This window comes from Mesorhizobium sp. ESP-6-2 (genome assembly GCF_020164675.1).
Classification (GTDB): domain Bacteria; phylum Pseudomonadota; class Alphaproteobacteria; order Rhizobiales; family Rhizobiaceae; genus Mesorhizobium.
In genome coordinates this window covers 76,153-89,101 of record NZ_JAIUGT010000012.1, presented here as the reverse complement: position 1 = coordinate 89,101, position 12,949 = coordinate 76,153, and the positions used below count along the sequence as shown (strand labels likewise).

Sequence of the window (12,949 nt, the reverse complement as noted above, 5' to 3'; positions counted from 1 at the left end):
TCTGCGGTGGAACAGGCGAGCCAGGATTGGGTGGAGGCGGCGGACGAAGCCGGGATCAGCAGTTCCGCCGTCGACCAGACCGTGCGGCAGATCCTCGACCTCATTCGCAATCGCGCCATGTCCATCGGCGATGTGCTGCCCACCGAACGGGAGCTTGGCGAACTGTTCGGCGCCAGCCGCAACACGATACGAGAGGCGCTGCGCACCATCCGCACCTATGGGCTGATCGATCCCAAGCCGCGCGTCGGCGCGGTGCTCGCCGATCGCCAGAACGTCGCGATCCAGAATTTTTTCGCCGCGCAAATGGACATATCGAAAACGTCCTTTCACGACATACAAGGATTTCGCCGCATCATCGAAGTGAGCGTCGGCGACCACATCATCCTCAATGCCAGTGCCGCCGAACTTGAAGCCCTTGACGAGGTCAATGGCCTGATCGAGACCAGCAAGGATGTCCAGGAAGCCGCGCAACGCGATTTCGATTTTCACCTGGCGCTGATGAAACTCGCCGGCAACCGCATGCTGGTGCAGACCTATCAGTTCCTGTCGCCGGTCATCCTGCACATCATGACCGTCGGCAAATCCATCCGGCCGGTGCTGAGCGAAACACGCCACGCGCATGGCGAGATCATCGCGGCGCTGCGCGTGCGCGACCGCATTGCCTACTGCTACCTGATGAGCCGGCATCTCGATTTCGGCTTGCGCTTCGTTCCCGACGACCTCGAAAACGCCCGTATCTCGGCAGCAAACCCAGTGCCGACATCTTCCAAGGATTTGCATCATGTCTGATTTTGAGAACAAGGTGGCGCTGATCACCGGCACGACCGGCATCGCGCTCGCCACTGCGAGCCGCCTGGCGCAAGGCGGCGCTGCGATCATCGCCTGCGGCATCGACCGGGCGGCCAATGCCGCCATGCAGGAAAGCCTAGCCAAGGCCGGAGCGAATGCGCTGGTGCAAACGGTGGATGTCTCCGTTTCCGACCAGGTGCGCGACGCGGTCGCAGCGGGCGTCGCGAGGTTCGGCGGCATCGATATCATCATCAATTCGGCGGCGGTCCACCCCTACGGCACGGCGACCACGACCGACTGGGAAACCTGGAACCGGGCAATGACGGTCAATGTCGGGTCGATCTACCTGACCGCGCATTTCGGCATTCCCGAAATGATCCGCCGAGGCGGCGGTGCCATCGTCAATGTCGCCTCGGTGCAGGGGTTCGCCTGCCAGCAGAACGTCGCCGCCTATGCCACGACCAAGGGCGCCATCCACACGCTGACGCGTTCGCTGGCGCTCGACTATGCCGCGGCCGGCATCCGGGTCAATTCGGTCAGCCCGGGCTCGATCCGCACGCCAATCCTCGAGAAGGCAGCGCGTGGCGACAGTGGCAGCGACGCCGATGTCGAAGAAGCCTACAGGCGCTTCGGCGCCGCCCATCCGCTCGGCCGGATCGGCGAGCCGGAGGAAGTGGCGGAACTCATCGCTTTCCTTTGTTCATCGAAAGCCGGCTTCTGCACCGGCGCGGACTACAAGATCGATGGCGGCCTCACCGCCGGCATCGGCGTCAAGTAGGGCGACGCGGATGAAGATCGGACTTGGCCTCTATCGCGATTCGCTGACGCCGGAGAATTTCCGCTTTGCCCGACAGGCCGGCGCAACGCATGTCGTTGCGCATCTGACCAACTATTTTCGCGGCCGCGATCCCTCGCTGTCGGCCGGCAGCGAAACGGATGGCTGGGGCGATTGTTCAACGGATCGATTGTGGAGCTACGAGGATTTCACCGGACTGGTGAAGACCGTACGCGACAATGGCCTGGAGATCGCCGGCATTGAAAATCTGTCGCCGCGCTTCTGGTCCGACGTACTGCTCGGCGGCCCCGACCGGGCGAGGCAGCTCGAAGGCCTCAAGCGGCTGGTGCGTGACGCCGGCCGGGCCGGCATTCCCTGCATAGGCTACAACTTCTCGATCGCGGGCGTGTGGGGCTGGCAGCGCGGGCCATTCGCGCGCGGCAACGCCATGTCCGTGGGGCTCGATTTGTCCAATATCGATCCCGACCTGCCGCTGCCCGACGGAGTGGTCTGGAATATGCGCTACCGACCGGGCCGAGCCGGTGCCGCGCCTGTCAGGGTCTCGCAAGAGGAATTGTGGGAGCGGCTTGGCGTCTTCCTGCGCGAAATCGTACCGGTGGCCGAAGAGGCCGGCGTCGTGATGGCTGCGCATCCGGACGACCCACCCGCCGAGGCGCTGCGCGGCACGGCGCGCCTCGTCAACCGGCCGCAGAAATATGATCGGCTGATGGATATCGTCGACTCGCCCGCCAACGGGCTGGAGCTCTGCCTCGGCTCGCTGCAGGAGATGCCGCAGACCGAGGAGATCTACAGCCATGTGCGCCGTTTCGCGCGGCGTGGCCGCATCGGCTATATCCATTTCCGCAATGTGCAGGGCAAAGTGCCGAAATATCACGAGACCTTCGTCGATGACGGCGACATCGACATGGCCGAGATCGTGCGTATTCTGCGCGACGAGAATTATCAAGGCGTCATGATACCCGATCACACGCCTGAGATGGCCTGCGACGCGCCATGGCACGCCGGCAAGGCCTTCGCATTGGGCTACATGCGCGCACTGGTGCAGAACGCTGACGCGCTAGGCCCGGTAGGCAGCCGGGCACCCGACATGGCAGCTGAGTGAATAGGGGACGCACGACTGACATTTTCGCGCCCGAAGGCGCCGCAAAAGCCCGCTTTCGATGGAGAGCGGGCTTTTGTTAGTCGGCTTCAGCTCCTAGCTCAGGATAGCGACGATCTCATATGAGTTCGGATCGACAATAACAATCCTGCCATCGGCCAGGAGGAAATATTCATAGCTCTCATAGGCAGGAACGATTTCGACGATCCGGTGCGGAAGTCGATGCAGCCGCACCTTCTGCTTCGGCACTTTCACGCCGACCGAAATGTCCACGTCGAGATTCGAGACCGGTTCCACCCTCGTCTCCCGGATGACGTTGGTGATTTCGGTCTTCTGCTCGACGGATATATTGTTGATTGAAGCGGTTGAACTCTGGTCCGTAGTCGTACCGGCCTTGCCTTGCGCCTGCTGGTCGGTCGTCGTACCGGCCTTGCCCTGCGCTTGCTGATCGGTAGTCGTACCGGCCTTGCCCTGCGCTTGCTGATCGGTAGTCGCGCCGGCTTTGCCCTGCGCCTGCTCGTCGGTCTTCATGCGGGGCTTGCCTTGCGCCTGCTGGTCGGTCTTTACGCCCGCCTTGCCCTGCGCCTGCTCGTCGGTCTTCATGAGGGGCTTGCCCTGCGCCTGCTCGTCGGTCTTTACGCCCGCTTTGCCTTGCGCCTGCTCGTCGGTCTTCATGCCGGCCTTGCCTTGCGCTTGCTCGTCGGTCTTTACGCCCGCCTTGCCTTGCGCCTGCTCATCGGTCTTCGCTCCGGCTTTGCCCTGCGCCTGCTCGTCGGTCTTCATGCCGGCCTTGCCTTGCGTCTGCTGCTCGGTGCTGCCGCCCTTCTGGCAATCGGCCGAGCCGGCTGCGCAAGTGTCTGCCCCACCCGATTGGGCCGCTTCGCCCGACTGCTGCTGGGTCTGCGCGATTGCCGCCCCACATCCGAGGGTAAGCGCTAACATGCTGGTGATCAGAGTGGTTCTCATGAGAAGTCTCCTAGGATGGCAGTCCCTTCGCGGCAAAACTTTGCCACCCCGCGATTGTTCCACCGAAGGCTAATATATTCCGGAGCGGATGGAACTGCCGGCATTTTGCGAAGTTCGGCGCATGGGGCGCACCTGCCGAAATGCCGGTGGCGTCGTCGGCTTGGCGCCCTGCGCAACATCTGATGGAGACAGAAGTGGAAAAATATCTACTGGGAACGGCAGTCGGCATCCTGTTTCTTGCGGGGGCCGGAGTGGCCGCGGCGCAAGATGTGGTCATCCAGCCGGAACAGGAAACCGTTATCAAGGAGTATGTGAAGAAGCAGCCCCTGGCCTCGGTCCAGCTGCCCGGCGTGGAGCTCAATATCGGATCCACCGTGCCCGATACGGTCGAACTTCATGAAGTTCCGGATGTGAAATACCGCTACGTCGTGGTCGACAATAGAACAGTTCTGGTCGACCCGGAAACCCGGAAAATCGTCCAGGTCCTTCAATGACCGCACGTTCCAAAGCGCCCGCCCCGGCATGCGTCGAGGCGGGCGACGTGCGTCAGGATTCTGTTTTCATGCATGTCTTTGTTTTCATGCGTGTCTTTGTTCCAAAACCAAGGCGTTTTGGACGACATGTATGGGCATGGCTACGACAGCAGGTCAAATGCGATGTTGCGGTGCTTTTGAATTGCTGAGCTGGCAACAATGTCCGCCAGTTCTTTGTCAGAGAGAGTGCATTCTGGCAGTTTGTAACGGATGGCTGACACCGCCTGGGCCGTGGAAATCGGCCATTCGAGATTTCTGCGGGAATTGATGTAGTGATCGACAGCCCGGATCAGTTCCTTCGAGGTCATATCGATCACAGGCATCGGTTCCTCCTCCTCGTTTTTTCCCCGGTTTTCTCACTGTGTTAACGGACGCCGAAGGCCGCCATCACAATTGTTAAAATGGCGGGCGAAAAGCTGTCGACTCCGAAAAAATAAATGACGGCAGGCGGTGGCCCGGGGTTCGCCTCCGGTTGCATCGGTGGAAATAGAACTGGGAGTGCAGCAGGTTGCGGTGTAGTGTCCCAAGTGACGGCCGCTGCAAAGGGAGAGTGCTTGCACCATGGACGGGGAAGCGGCGAAATCAGCCTTTCTGGGCGGGATTCGCGTTTTGATCGTGGAAGACGAATATTTTCTCGCCGATGACCTGCGTAAGGCTCTCGTCACACAAGGGGCGATAGTGCTCGGCCCGGTCGCCACAGCCGAGCCCGCAATCGAATTGCTGAACAGCGGTCAATGCGACTTTGCGATTCTCGATATCAACTTGCGCGGCGAGCAGACATTCGAGATTGCTCGCGAATCGTTGGCAAAAGGCGTTCCGATCGCCTTCGCCACCGGCTATGATCAGACGGCCATTCCAGCAGAGCTCGGCGGGATCAGGCGATTTGAAAAGCCTCTGGAATTCGGCAGCATTGTCGAGTTCGTTGCCGCGACGGCACACGATACGCAATGAACGAGAGAAGCGAGCCGGCGGTTGGCCTGAGAGCGAAGACCGCGCGGCACCCGCTTATCCGCAAGCTGTCCAATTTCACGGTCCTGTCCGTCGAAGAATGCGACGCCATCGAGAGCGCGACGACAAAGGTCGCCGAATTCGCCGCCGGCGATGACGTCATCCAAAGGGGTGACAGGACAGGCGGGGTCAACCTGCTGCTCGAAGGATTTGCCTGCCGCTACAAAATTCTCGAGGACGGTCGACGACAGATCCTTGCTTATTTGGTGCCGGGCGACCTTTGCGATCTTCACGTGTTCCTGCTGCGGCGCATGGACCACTCGATCGGTGCTCTCAGCCGCTCCAAGGTTGCGGCGATCCCGCAGAGCGCGATCCTCGGCTTCACCAACAGCTATCCCAATCTTACGCGGGCGCTCTGGTGGACCACGCTGCTCGACGAGGCGATCACCCGCGAATGGGTCGTCAACATCGGCCAGCGGACTGCTTATGAGCGGATGGCTCACCTTTTTTGCGAGCTGTTCCACAGGCTTCACGCAATTGGTGAAACGGCCGGCAAAAGCTATCCCCTACCGGTAACCCAGGCGACCCTGGGCGATACGCTCGGTCTTTCGAACGTGCACATCAACCGTACGCTTCAGGATCTCAGGCGCGACGGCCTCATTTCGTTCAACAACGGCACCGTAACGATCAAGAACCTGGCGAAACTGGAGGCGGCCGCCTTTTTCAATCCTGACTACCTTCATCTGTTGGACGTCAGGGAGCCTTTTGCATAACCAGGCACGGGCTCATCGAGTGGAGCGCAAAAATGAAGCATCATAGGGAACCTGGCCGGCTTCTGCCGGTTCGGCGTAACCGGAAGCGGTAGCGGCGATGGCCAAGCGCGATTTGATCGGCGGTTCGGTAGGTACGATCGATCCGCTGGGGTCGACTCTCAATGACATCGCTGGGGAGTTGGCCGCTGCGATCGCCTTCCATATTTCCGCCGACAGCGGCGGCATTAATGCTCCTGCCGGCTCGACGGTCTCATTTTCGCCGGCTGAAAACCGCGCGCGGCGGCACGAAAGCCAATCCTGGGCGCGTGAACGCGAGCCAAAGGCCGACGAGGCGATGCGCCTGGCACCGCGCATCATCGAGGAACGGTTGAAAGACTGACAGGTGGTTGGAAAAAGACCGCGCAAGAAAGACGTCACGGGTACATTCTCCCGTCCGCAAGGCCTGTCGGCCGAAGAAGGCGATGCTTCCGCGTCGACGCGGCTCAGCCATGTCGATGAACAGATCGACGAACGTGACGATCATATCGCCCGGCTCGAAGCCGAACTCCAGGTCACACGCGACCGCCTCCAGGCGACGAAGGCATTTGCCGCCGAATTGCAGCACCGCGTTCGCAACACGTTGAGCATTGTCCGTTCGATCGCTCGCCGGTCGGTTGAAAACAGCGACGATGTCGAGGACTATGCCTTTCACCTCGAGGGCCGCATCAATGCGCTTGCACGCACGCACAATGTGCTGATGCGATCGGCCTCGGCCACCGTGCAGCTTGACATGCTTGTCCTTGACGAGCTTGCGTCCCAAGGCGGCCGGACGGAAGATCAGTTCACCATAGATGGCCCGGATATTTCCTTGTCCGGAAAGGCGGCGGAGACCTTGGGCCTCGCGTTCCACGAACTCGCTACCAACTCGATGAAATATGGCGCGCTGTCGGCAGCCGACAAATCAATCAGCGTAAGCTGGAAAGTGGATGGCACGGCCGCCAGACAGGAGCTGAAGATCCGCTGGATCGAGGAGCTGCATGGTCCGGCAGCAATACCTGCGCGACGCGGCTTCGGATCCGAGCTGATCGAAAAGGTGGTGCCCTACGAGATCGGCGGAGCTGGCTCGCTGCGCTTCACCGATGCCGAGGTGATCTGCACGATGGATATCCCCCTCTCGAACGAAATTCACCCCAGCAGAAGCCTGGAGGAGCCGCCCGACGATCTCCAGCATTGAACACCGACACTCCTGCGCCGGGAGGCGGCCGGGCCAGGAGCGTGGAGTTGGAAGGGGCTGACCCAACACCGACCGAGGTGACGCAACGGCTCCGGGTTGCCGAGCTGCCGCCGCACCGGGCTTCAAATTCTCAAAATGATGGAACTTCAGCGACAACAAAGAGTTCGGAGCGCGGCGACGGCGAGCGCGCTGTCGTGATCTCGCGACTCACCTTGAAGCGGGAGGAACCTGGACCAACAGGAGCTGACCATGAAGTCCCATACACTCGAACAACTACACGCTATCGCGGAAGTTGATACGGTGTGCCCGACAATGACGCGGAACCAACGCCTGGAGCGCTGGGCAAGTCTTCTTGAGCGTCATCCTGAACGGCGCCTCGGAGCGCTTCCGGGCACCGAATATATGAGTCCCGACATGCGTGAAAACGCCTACTGCGTGCAATCCCCCATCAGCGTCGCGTTCGAAGATCCAATACTGCGGGCGCAGGGTCTGGAAGGCGACACCTATGGCGAGGCAAAGCGCTTTTTCGAACTGTCCAACTGGCAGTTGCACAACATCGTCTGTGATTGCCACGTCGGTGCGACCATGAAAGCCGGGTGGGTCGCCGTTCGCGTGCGCGCCGCCATGGGCGAAGGTTTCAATATATTCGCCAGGCTCAGGGCGCTGCTCGGACGTTGACCGAAAAGCCGTCTCAATGCGTCGACGGAACAACAGTCGGTCGACGCATTTTTCCTCCTTGGCGGCAATGACGTCTGACGTCGCTTCAGGAGCTTGGAGGCTCCGACCCGCGGCCGATGGTCGGATCGGGCACTACCGGACCGCGCTCGGCTTCCGATCCTTCCGCCTCTATTTCCTGCACGGCCTGGTCCCAATGCTCCTGCTCTCGGCCCTGCGGATGGCCTTCGCGCTCCCAGATCTCGTAGGCTCGTCGCTTTATGAGTTCTTCCTTGTCCATTGGAAACTCCTCCTGCGCGCCCCAATCTCCGGCAGACCGCTTTGTTCCCTCCGGGAACAAGGCAACGCTTTGGAGCGATCCGGACCAGCCGCCCCGGAGCGACACGGAACCCTTGGGGGATTAGGTCGTTTCCGAGCATCGGCGCGGTGGTGGATGACTTGGAAATGCCCGCCGCCCGAATTCTTGGCGACGCACACGCCAATGATGTGCCTGTGCCACGCATTGCCGCCTTGTGTGGGCTCGGCCAATCAAAGCCTTGCAGCGGGACCCCAAAAGGCGGACGCGGCGCAAATATGGGCTTGAGATCATGACTATTGTCTTTGCGGATCGTCGCGAGGCCGGACGCGTTCTTGCTGGTAAGCTCGGCCACTTCGCAGCGCGCGATGATGTCACTGTGCTGGCGCTGCCACGCGGCGGCGTGCCCGTCGCCTACGAAGTCGCACAGGCATTGAAGGCACCGCTCGACGTTTTCGTCGTGCGCAAGCTCGGCGTTCCCGGTTACGAAGAGTTGGCCATGGGCGCAATCGCGACCTCCGGTGTACGCGTCCTGAACGACGAGATCGTGGAAGGCCTCGCTGTGCCGGCCCACGTCATCGACGCGGTCACTGCCAGCGAGGAGAGGGAGCTTTTACGCCGCGAGCACCTCTATCGCGGCGAGCGGGTACCGCTCCTTGTGGAGGATCGAATCGCCATTCTCGTCGACGATGGGCTCGCCACTGGGTCGACCATGCGCGCGGCGGTCAGGGCGCTGCGGGAAAAGCGGCCTGCCCGTATCGTTGCGGCCGTTCCGGTCGGCAGTCCCGACACCTGCGAGGCGATGGAGAGCGAGGCCGACGAGGTCGTCTGTGCGACGACGCCGCAGCCGCTCATCGGCGTCGGGCGCTGGTATGAAGACTTCTCCCAAACGAGCGACGACGAGGTCCGCGCCCTTCTCGCCAAGGCGGGGCGACCAACCGCACCGTCCGGTCGCGATGCGCCACAGAATACGGCAAGCCGATTGCACAAGCACGTCGTTCGGCTCTCTGGAGACGCGCGAGACTACGACGAGCTTTTGGCAGCGATCGGCGAGGCGCGCTTTGTGTTGCTCGGTGAAGCTTCGCACGGCACACACGAATTCTATGAGGAGCGCGCGCGGATCACGCGGCGGCTGATCGAGGAGCAGGGTTTTGCCGCCGTTGCTGTCGAAGCCGACTGGCCCGACACATACCGGGTCAACCGCTATGTTCAGGGAACGGGCGAGGATATCGACGCCGGAGAGGCGCTCGCGGATTTCCGGCGCTTCCCGACCTGGATGTGGCGGAACAGGGTCGTCGTCGATTTTGTCGAATGGCTGCGCCGGCACAATGAAGCGCCCGGCAAGGGCAATCCGAAAGCCGGGTTCTACGGGCTCGACCTCTATGCCCTGCACGGTGCGATGAAGGCGGTGCTGCGCTACCTCGAAAGGGCCGACCCGGCCGCGGCGGAGATCGCGCGTCGCCGCTATGCCTGTTTCGACCATTTCGGCCCTGACCCGCAGGCTTATGGCTTCATAGCCGGCAAGGAGGTCGACAAATCTTGCCAGGAGGCTGTGGTCGCGCAGCTGGTCGAGATGCTGAAGCAGCGCCCGGCGAAAGCCGAGCCGCGCGAAGGCGCCATCGCGGACGAACTCTTCGCGGCGCAGCAAAACGCCCGCCTGGTGAAGAATGCGGAGGCCTATTATCGCGCCATGTTCCTGGCGCCCGAATCGACCTGGAACCTGCGCGACCGGCACATGGCCGAGACGTTCGAAGCCCTCGCCGCTCATCTCGGCCGGCTCGGGCGATCGCCGAAGATCGTGGTTTGGGCGCATAACTCCCATCTCGGCGACGCCAGGGCGACGGACAGGAGCCTGCATGGCGAAATCAACCTCGGACAGCTCATTCGCGAAAAGCATGAGCGCGAGGCCTTCCTCGTCGGTTTCACGACGTATGAGGGAACGGTGACGGCGGCATCGAACTGGGACGGCCCGGCGGAGCGCAAGGCTGTCCGGCCTGCCTTGGCGCGCAGCTATGAGGCGCTGCTGCATGCAGTCCCGGCTGATCGCTTCCAGCTCGATCTGCGCGGCGACGGCGAAGCCCTGCCGCGACGGCTCCTGGAGCGCGCGATCGGCGTCATCTACCGGCCTGAGACCGAACGGGCCAGCCACTACTTCCATGCCGACCTTGCCGCGCAATTCGACATGCTGCTGCATTTCGACGAGACACGGGCGGTCGAGCCGCTGGAGCGCAGCTCCCAATGGGACGCCGGCGAGCTCGCGGAGACCTATCCGTTCGGGGTTTAGGGACCGATCCAATTGAGTTGGAGATCGCCATGGTCTCAGTCCCGAAGACAAACGAGAAGGCCGTGCAGGTCCCCGCCGGCGGCGCAATGCTCGCAGGCAACCTGTCGCTGCCGCGGGAAGCCCGTGGGCTCGTCCTCTTCGCTCACGGCAGCCGCAGCAGCCGGCACAGCCCGCGCAACCGCTATGTGGCCGAACGGTTGAACGAAGCGGAACTCGCCACGTTGCTCATCGACCTAGACGACCGAAGAGGAGCGTATCGACCAGATTACCGCCGAGTTGCGGTTCGACATCCGCTTGCTCGCCGATCGACTGGTTCAGGTTACCGACTGGCTGCACATGTCCGACGAAAGGTCGGCGCTGCGCGTCGGTTATTTCGGCGCGAGCACAGGGGCTGCCGCGGCAGAGCGCCCGGATCGAGCGGCCGCCGTCGTCTCGCGCGGCGGGCGTCCGGATCTTGCGGCACCTGCCCTGCCCCGCGTCCGGGCACCAACGCTGCTCGTGGTCGGTGGCGCAGACACGCAGGTGATCGCGCTACGCCGGCGCCAACGCCATCGCCTCATCAGAGAGCCAGATCGATTGGGTCGTCGGCGTGCTAAAAATCATTCCGCGGAGAAGGTTTCATGACAGTCAGGTATCTGCAATTTCTCGCCATTGTCATTTCGGCCCTCGCTCTCATCCCGGCAGGGGCTCATCTCGCCGCTCTTCCCAACAAGATATCTCTGCCGCAGCCGGAATATTTCACCGTCCAGGGCATCTATTACGGATGGGCGATCCTCGGGTTGCTCTGGCCGACCGCGCTGATCATGAACGCATTGCTGGCGATCTCCGCGCGCTCACAGGCCTGGCCGTTTTGGCTCGCCCTGCTCGCGGCGCTCTGTTTCGCGATCATGCTTGCGATCTTCGTTGTCTGGACGCTCCCTGCCAACCAGGCGACGCAGAACTGGACGACAGTTCCTGCAAACTGGGAAGCGCTCAGGCGGCAATGGGAATATTCTCATGCGGCAAACACCGCGATCGTATTCGCAGCGCTCTGTCTCACGACGATGTCGGCGCTCTCGTGGCGTCCGGCCGGTCCGTAGATCTTCGCCGGAGCAAGTCTCTTTCCTCCGGATCATTTGCGCCATCGACGCGTTAGGTTTTCTGGTCCCGATGTCGCACCGCCACCAGTCCCGCTGTATCCAACAAGGAGAAAGCGATGCCGGATAAGAAAACCATCGAGAAGGCGCAAAAAGACAGGCGCGAAGGTAAGTCGCCCACCACGCAGGCCGGCGAGTTCGTGCATGAAGAGATCGAGAAGATCCGTCGCGGCAAGCACGGCGCGCGCTCCACCAAGCAGGCGATCGCCATCGGCCTTTCGGAGGCGCGGCGCGCCGGCGTCGACCTGCCTCCGCCCAAGAAACGAAGCGTCAAGGAGAGCACCCGCAAGAGCGCCGAATACGCCTATGAAGTTGGCCAGGGCGAACGTAAGCCAAAACGCCGCCCCAAGGTCTCGAAGGCCGTTTCCGAGGTTCTCGAGCACGAACCCAAGAGCACGGCATCCCATGAGGCGCTCTCAAGACAGACCAAACAGGCGGCGTCGCGCCGGAGGGCCGAGGAGCGCTCGGCCGCAGCCAAGAAGGCCTCTGAGACGAAGGGCGCTGCCGGCCGGTCCGCCGCACGCAAGGCGGTCCGCACCAGGGTGCTGCCGGCAGAAAGAAAGCAGCGCAGAAGGCCGCCAGCACGCGTACCGGCCGAAGCTAGAGGTCGAAGACCCGCCACGCACTCTCTCCAGCCGGCTGGTGACAGGTAGCTGGACCGCAGCCAGCCTCAAGCGATGCGCACTATGGCGGCTGGCACAGTGTGATCGTGTGAGATGCGGCCGTCCTTGTTTGTCTCGATCCGGCGGGAACAACGGCCCGTGTTCAAGGTTATGGAAAAGCTGCACCGGTGGTGGAGCTTTCACGACAACCTTAGGGAGACGAAAACATGGCGACTGCGAAGAAGGCGGCGACGAAAGGGCTGGAAGCCCTGTTCCTCGACGGGCTGAAGGACATCTATTACGCCGAAAAGAAAATACTCAAGGCGCTGCCCAAAATGGCCAAGGGCGCCGAGTCCGAGGAGGTCGCGGCGGCGTTCGAGAAACATCGCGTGGAAACCGAAGGCCAGGTCGACCGCCTCGAACAGGTGTTCGAGCTGATGGACAAGCCGGCCCGCGGCAAGACCTGTCCGGCGATCGACGGCATTCTCGAAGAGGGGTCGGAGATTCTCGACGACTATAAGGGGGACCCAGCATTGGATGCAGGACTGGTCGGAGCGGCACAGGCGGTCGAGCACTATGAAATCGCGCGCTACGGCACGTTGATCGCGTGGGCCGAACAGCTTGGCAAGAGCGACGCGGTCAAGCTCCTCAACGAGACGCTCAAAGAGGAAATGGCAACCGATGAAGCGCTTACAGGCTTGGGCGAAGGCGGGGTCAATGAGCGCGCTCTTGAGAAAGCCGCTTAGCCGCGGCGCGGCGCGGCGCTAAGCGCCCGGCAGCCTTCCCGTCCAGAGCGGGATGCGTTCGAGTTGAATTGCGCGTCTCGCTCTGGATTTGGCT

16 protein-coding genes are annotated in these 12,949 nt (G+C 62.1%); 13 read left to right on the top strand and 3 right to left on the bottom strand.

The window, feature by feature from the left end; genetic code table 11:
• The first annotated feature begins 6 nt into the window (after positions 1-6).
• From LB532_RS26455 to LB532_RS26445, 3 genes are read left to right on the top strand one after another with little or no spacing between them, the layout of a single operon-like run.
• Positions 7-789, top strand: coding sequence for a FadR/GntR family transcriptional regulator (locus tag LB532_RS26455; RefSeq protein WP_140638395.1), 783 nt, complete (start codon positions 7-9; stop codon positions 787-789).
• The gene (locus LB532_RS26450) at positions 782-1,567 is read left to right on the top strand and encodes an SDR family NAD(P)-dependent oxidoreductase (protein WP_140638394.1); all 786 of its coding nucleotides are present in this window, start codon (positions 782-784) and stop codon (positions 1,565-1,567) included. Before LB532_RS26455 ends, LB532_RS26450 begins: the two co-directional genes overlap by 8 nt.
• 10 nt (positions 1,568-1,577) lie before the next feature.
• Complete coding sequence (locus LB532_RS26445) at positions 1,578-2,687, top strand: mannonate dehydratase (RefSeq protein ID WP_140638393.1); 1,110 nt, start codon at positions 1,578-1,580, stop codon at positions 2,685-2,687.
• 93 nt (positions 2,688-2,780) lie between these two features.
• Here the strand turns inward: LB532_RS26445 and LB532_RS26440 are convergent, their stop codons facing one another.
• Complete coding sequence (locus LB532_RS26440) at positions 2,781-3,650, bottom strand: DUF1236 domain-containing protein (protein WP_224557463.1); 870 nt, start codon at positions 3,648-3,650, stop codon at positions 2,781-2,783.
• A gap of 194 nt (positions 3,651-3,844) precedes the next feature.
• On the opposite strand from LB532_RS26440, the gene LB532_RS26435 reads away from it, so the two are divergent.
• Positions 3,845-4,144 (top strand): DUF1236 domain-containing protein, encoded by a 300-nt coding sequence (locus LB532_RS26435; RefSeq protein WP_140638391.1) that lies wholly within the window; start codon positions 3,845-3,847, stop codon positions 4,142-4,144.
• Between the two features lie 140 nt (positions 4,145-4,284).
• Here the strand turns inward: LB532_RS26435 and LB532_RS26430 are convergent, their stop codons facing one another.
• Positions 4,285-4,506, bottom strand: coding sequence for a hypothetical protein (locus LB532_RS26430; RefSeq protein WP_140638390.1), 222 nt, complete (start codon positions 4,504-4,506; stop codon positions 4,285-4,287).
• A gap of 238 nt (positions 4,507-4,744) precedes the next feature.
• On the opposite strand from LB532_RS26430, the gene LB532_RS26425 reads away from it, so the two are divergent.
• The 5 genes from LB532_RS26425 to LB532_RS26405 all read left to right on the top strand — a co-directional run bounded on the left by LB532_RS26425 (position 4,745) and on the right by LB532_RS26405 (position 7,795).
• Positions 4,745-5,134, top strand: coding sequence for a response regulator (locus LB532_RS26425; protein ID WP_140638389.1), 390 nt, complete (start codon positions 4,745-4,747; stop codon positions 5,132-5,134).
• Positions 5,131-5,904 carry a Crp/Fnr family transcriptional regulator gene (locus LB532_RS26420; protein ID WP_140497473.1) on the top strand — a complete coding sequence of 258 codons (774 nt, stop codon included), beginning with the start codon at positions 5,131-5,133 and terminating at the stop codon, positions 5,902-5,904. Before LB532_RS26425 ends, LB532_RS26420 begins: the two co-directional genes overlap by 4 nt.
• A gap of 97 nt (positions 5,905-6,001) precedes the next feature.
• Entirely contained in the window at positions 6,002-6,283 is a 282-nt protein-coding gene (locus LB532_RS26415; RefSeq protein ID WP_140638388.1) for a hypothetical protein, read from the top strand.
• Between the two features lie 3 nt (positions 6,284-6,286).
• Positions 6,287-7,117 carry a sensor histidine kinase gene (locus LB532_RS26410; RefSeq protein ID WP_140638387.1) on the top strand — a complete coding sequence of 277 codons (831 nt, stop codon included), beginning with the start codon at positions 6,287-6,289 and terminating at the stop codon, positions 7,115-7,117.
• Between the two features lie 249 nt (positions 7,118-7,366).
• A complete protein-coding gene (locus LB532_RS26405) occupies positions 7,367-7,795 on the top strand; it encodes a hypothetical protein (RefSeq protein ID WP_140515225.1) in 429 nt (142 codons plus the stop codon).
• Between the two features lie 85 nt (positions 7,796-7,880).
• Here LB532_RS26405 and LB532_RS26400 read toward each other — a convergent pair whose 3' ends face one another.
• Positions 7,881-8,072, bottom strand: coding sequence for a DUF2934 domain-containing protein (locus tag LB532_RS26400; protein ID WP_140638386.1), 192 nt, complete (start codon positions 8,070-8,072; stop codon positions 7,881-7,883).
• Between the two features lie 307 nt (positions 8,073-8,379).
• Between LB532_RS26400 and LB532_RS26395 the strand changes: the two genes are divergently transcribed.
• From LB532_RS26395 to LB532_RS26380, 4 genes are all read left to right on the top strand, one after another.
• The gene (locus LB532_RS26395; protein ID WP_224557461.1) at positions 8,380-10,371 is read left to right on the top strand and encodes an erythromycin esterase family protein; all 1,992 of its coding nucleotides are present in this window, start codon (positions 8,380-8,382) and stop codon (positions 10,369-10,371) included.
• Between the two features lie 620 nt (positions 10,372-10,991).
• On the top strand, positions 10,992-11,450 hold the full coding sequence (locus tag LB532_RS26390; protein WP_140638385.1) for a DUF1772 domain-containing protein: 459 nt from the start codon (positions 10,992-10,994) through the stop codon (positions 11,448-11,450).
• Positions 11,451-11,566: 116 nt separating this feature from the next.
• Entirely contained in the window at positions 11,567-12,160 is a 594-nt protein-coding gene (locus LB532_RS26385) for a DUF6496 domain-containing protein (protein ID WP_224557456.1), read from the top strand.
• A 176-nt stretch (positions 12,161-12,336) separates the two neighbouring features.
• Entirely contained in the window at positions 12,337-12,855 is a 519-nt protein-coding gene (locus LB532_RS26380) for a ferritin-like domain-containing protein (RefSeq protein ID WP_140553414.1), read from the top strand.
• Positions 12,856-12,949: the final 94 nt, after the last annotated feature.

Coding starts and splice junctions, on each gene's coding strand:
- LB532_RS26450 (WP_140638394.1), top strand. CDS start 782: ATGTCTGATTTTGAGAACAAGGTGGCGCTGATCACCGGCACGACCGGC.
- LB532_RS26445 (WP_140638393.1), top strand. CDS start 1,578: ATGAAGATCGGACTTGGCCTCTATCGCGATTCGCTGACGCCGGAGAAT.
- LB532_RS26440 (WP_224557463.1), bottom strand. CDS start 3,650: ATGAGAACCACTCTGATCACCAGCATGTTAGCGCTTACCCTCGGATGT.
- LB532_RS26430 (WP_140638390.1), bottom strand. CDS start 4,506: ATGCCTGTGATCGATATGACCTCGAAGGAACTGATCCGGGCTGTCGAT.
- LB532_RS26425 (WP_140638389.1), top strand. CDS start 4,745: ATGGACGGGGAAGCGGCGAAATCAGCCTTTCTGGGCGGGATTCGCGTT.
- LB532_RS26420 (WP_140497473.1), top strand. CDS start 5,131: ATGAACGAGAGAAGCGAGCCGGCGGTTGGCCTGAGAGCGAAGACCGCG.
- LB532_RS26415 (WP_140638388.1), top strand. CDS start 6,002: ATGGCCAAGCGCGATTTGATCGGCGGTTCGGTAGGTACGATCGATCCG.
- LB532_RS26405 (WP_140515225.1), top strand. CDS start 7,367: ATGAAGTCCCATACACTCGAACAACTACACGCTATCGCGGAAGTTGAT.
- LB532_RS26400 (WP_140638386.1), bottom strand. CDS start 8,072: ATGGACAAGGAAGAACTCATAAAGCGACGAGCCTACGAGATCTGGGAG.
- LB532_RS26395 (WP_224557461.1), top strand. CDS start 8,380: ATGACTATTGTCTTTGCGGATCGTCGCGAGGCCGGACGCGTTCTTGCT.
- LB532_RS26390 (WP_140638385.1), top strand. CDS start 10,992: ATGACAGTCAGGTATCTGCAATTTCTCGCCATTGTCATTTCGGCCCTC.
- LB532_RS26385 (WP_224557456.1), top strand. CDS start 11,567: ATGCCGGATAAGAAAACCATCGAGAAGGCGCAAAAAGACAGGCGCGAA.
- LB532_RS26380 (WP_140553414.1), top strand. CDS start 12,337: ATGGCGACTGCGAAGAAGGCGGCGACGAAAGGGCTGGAAGCCCTGTTC.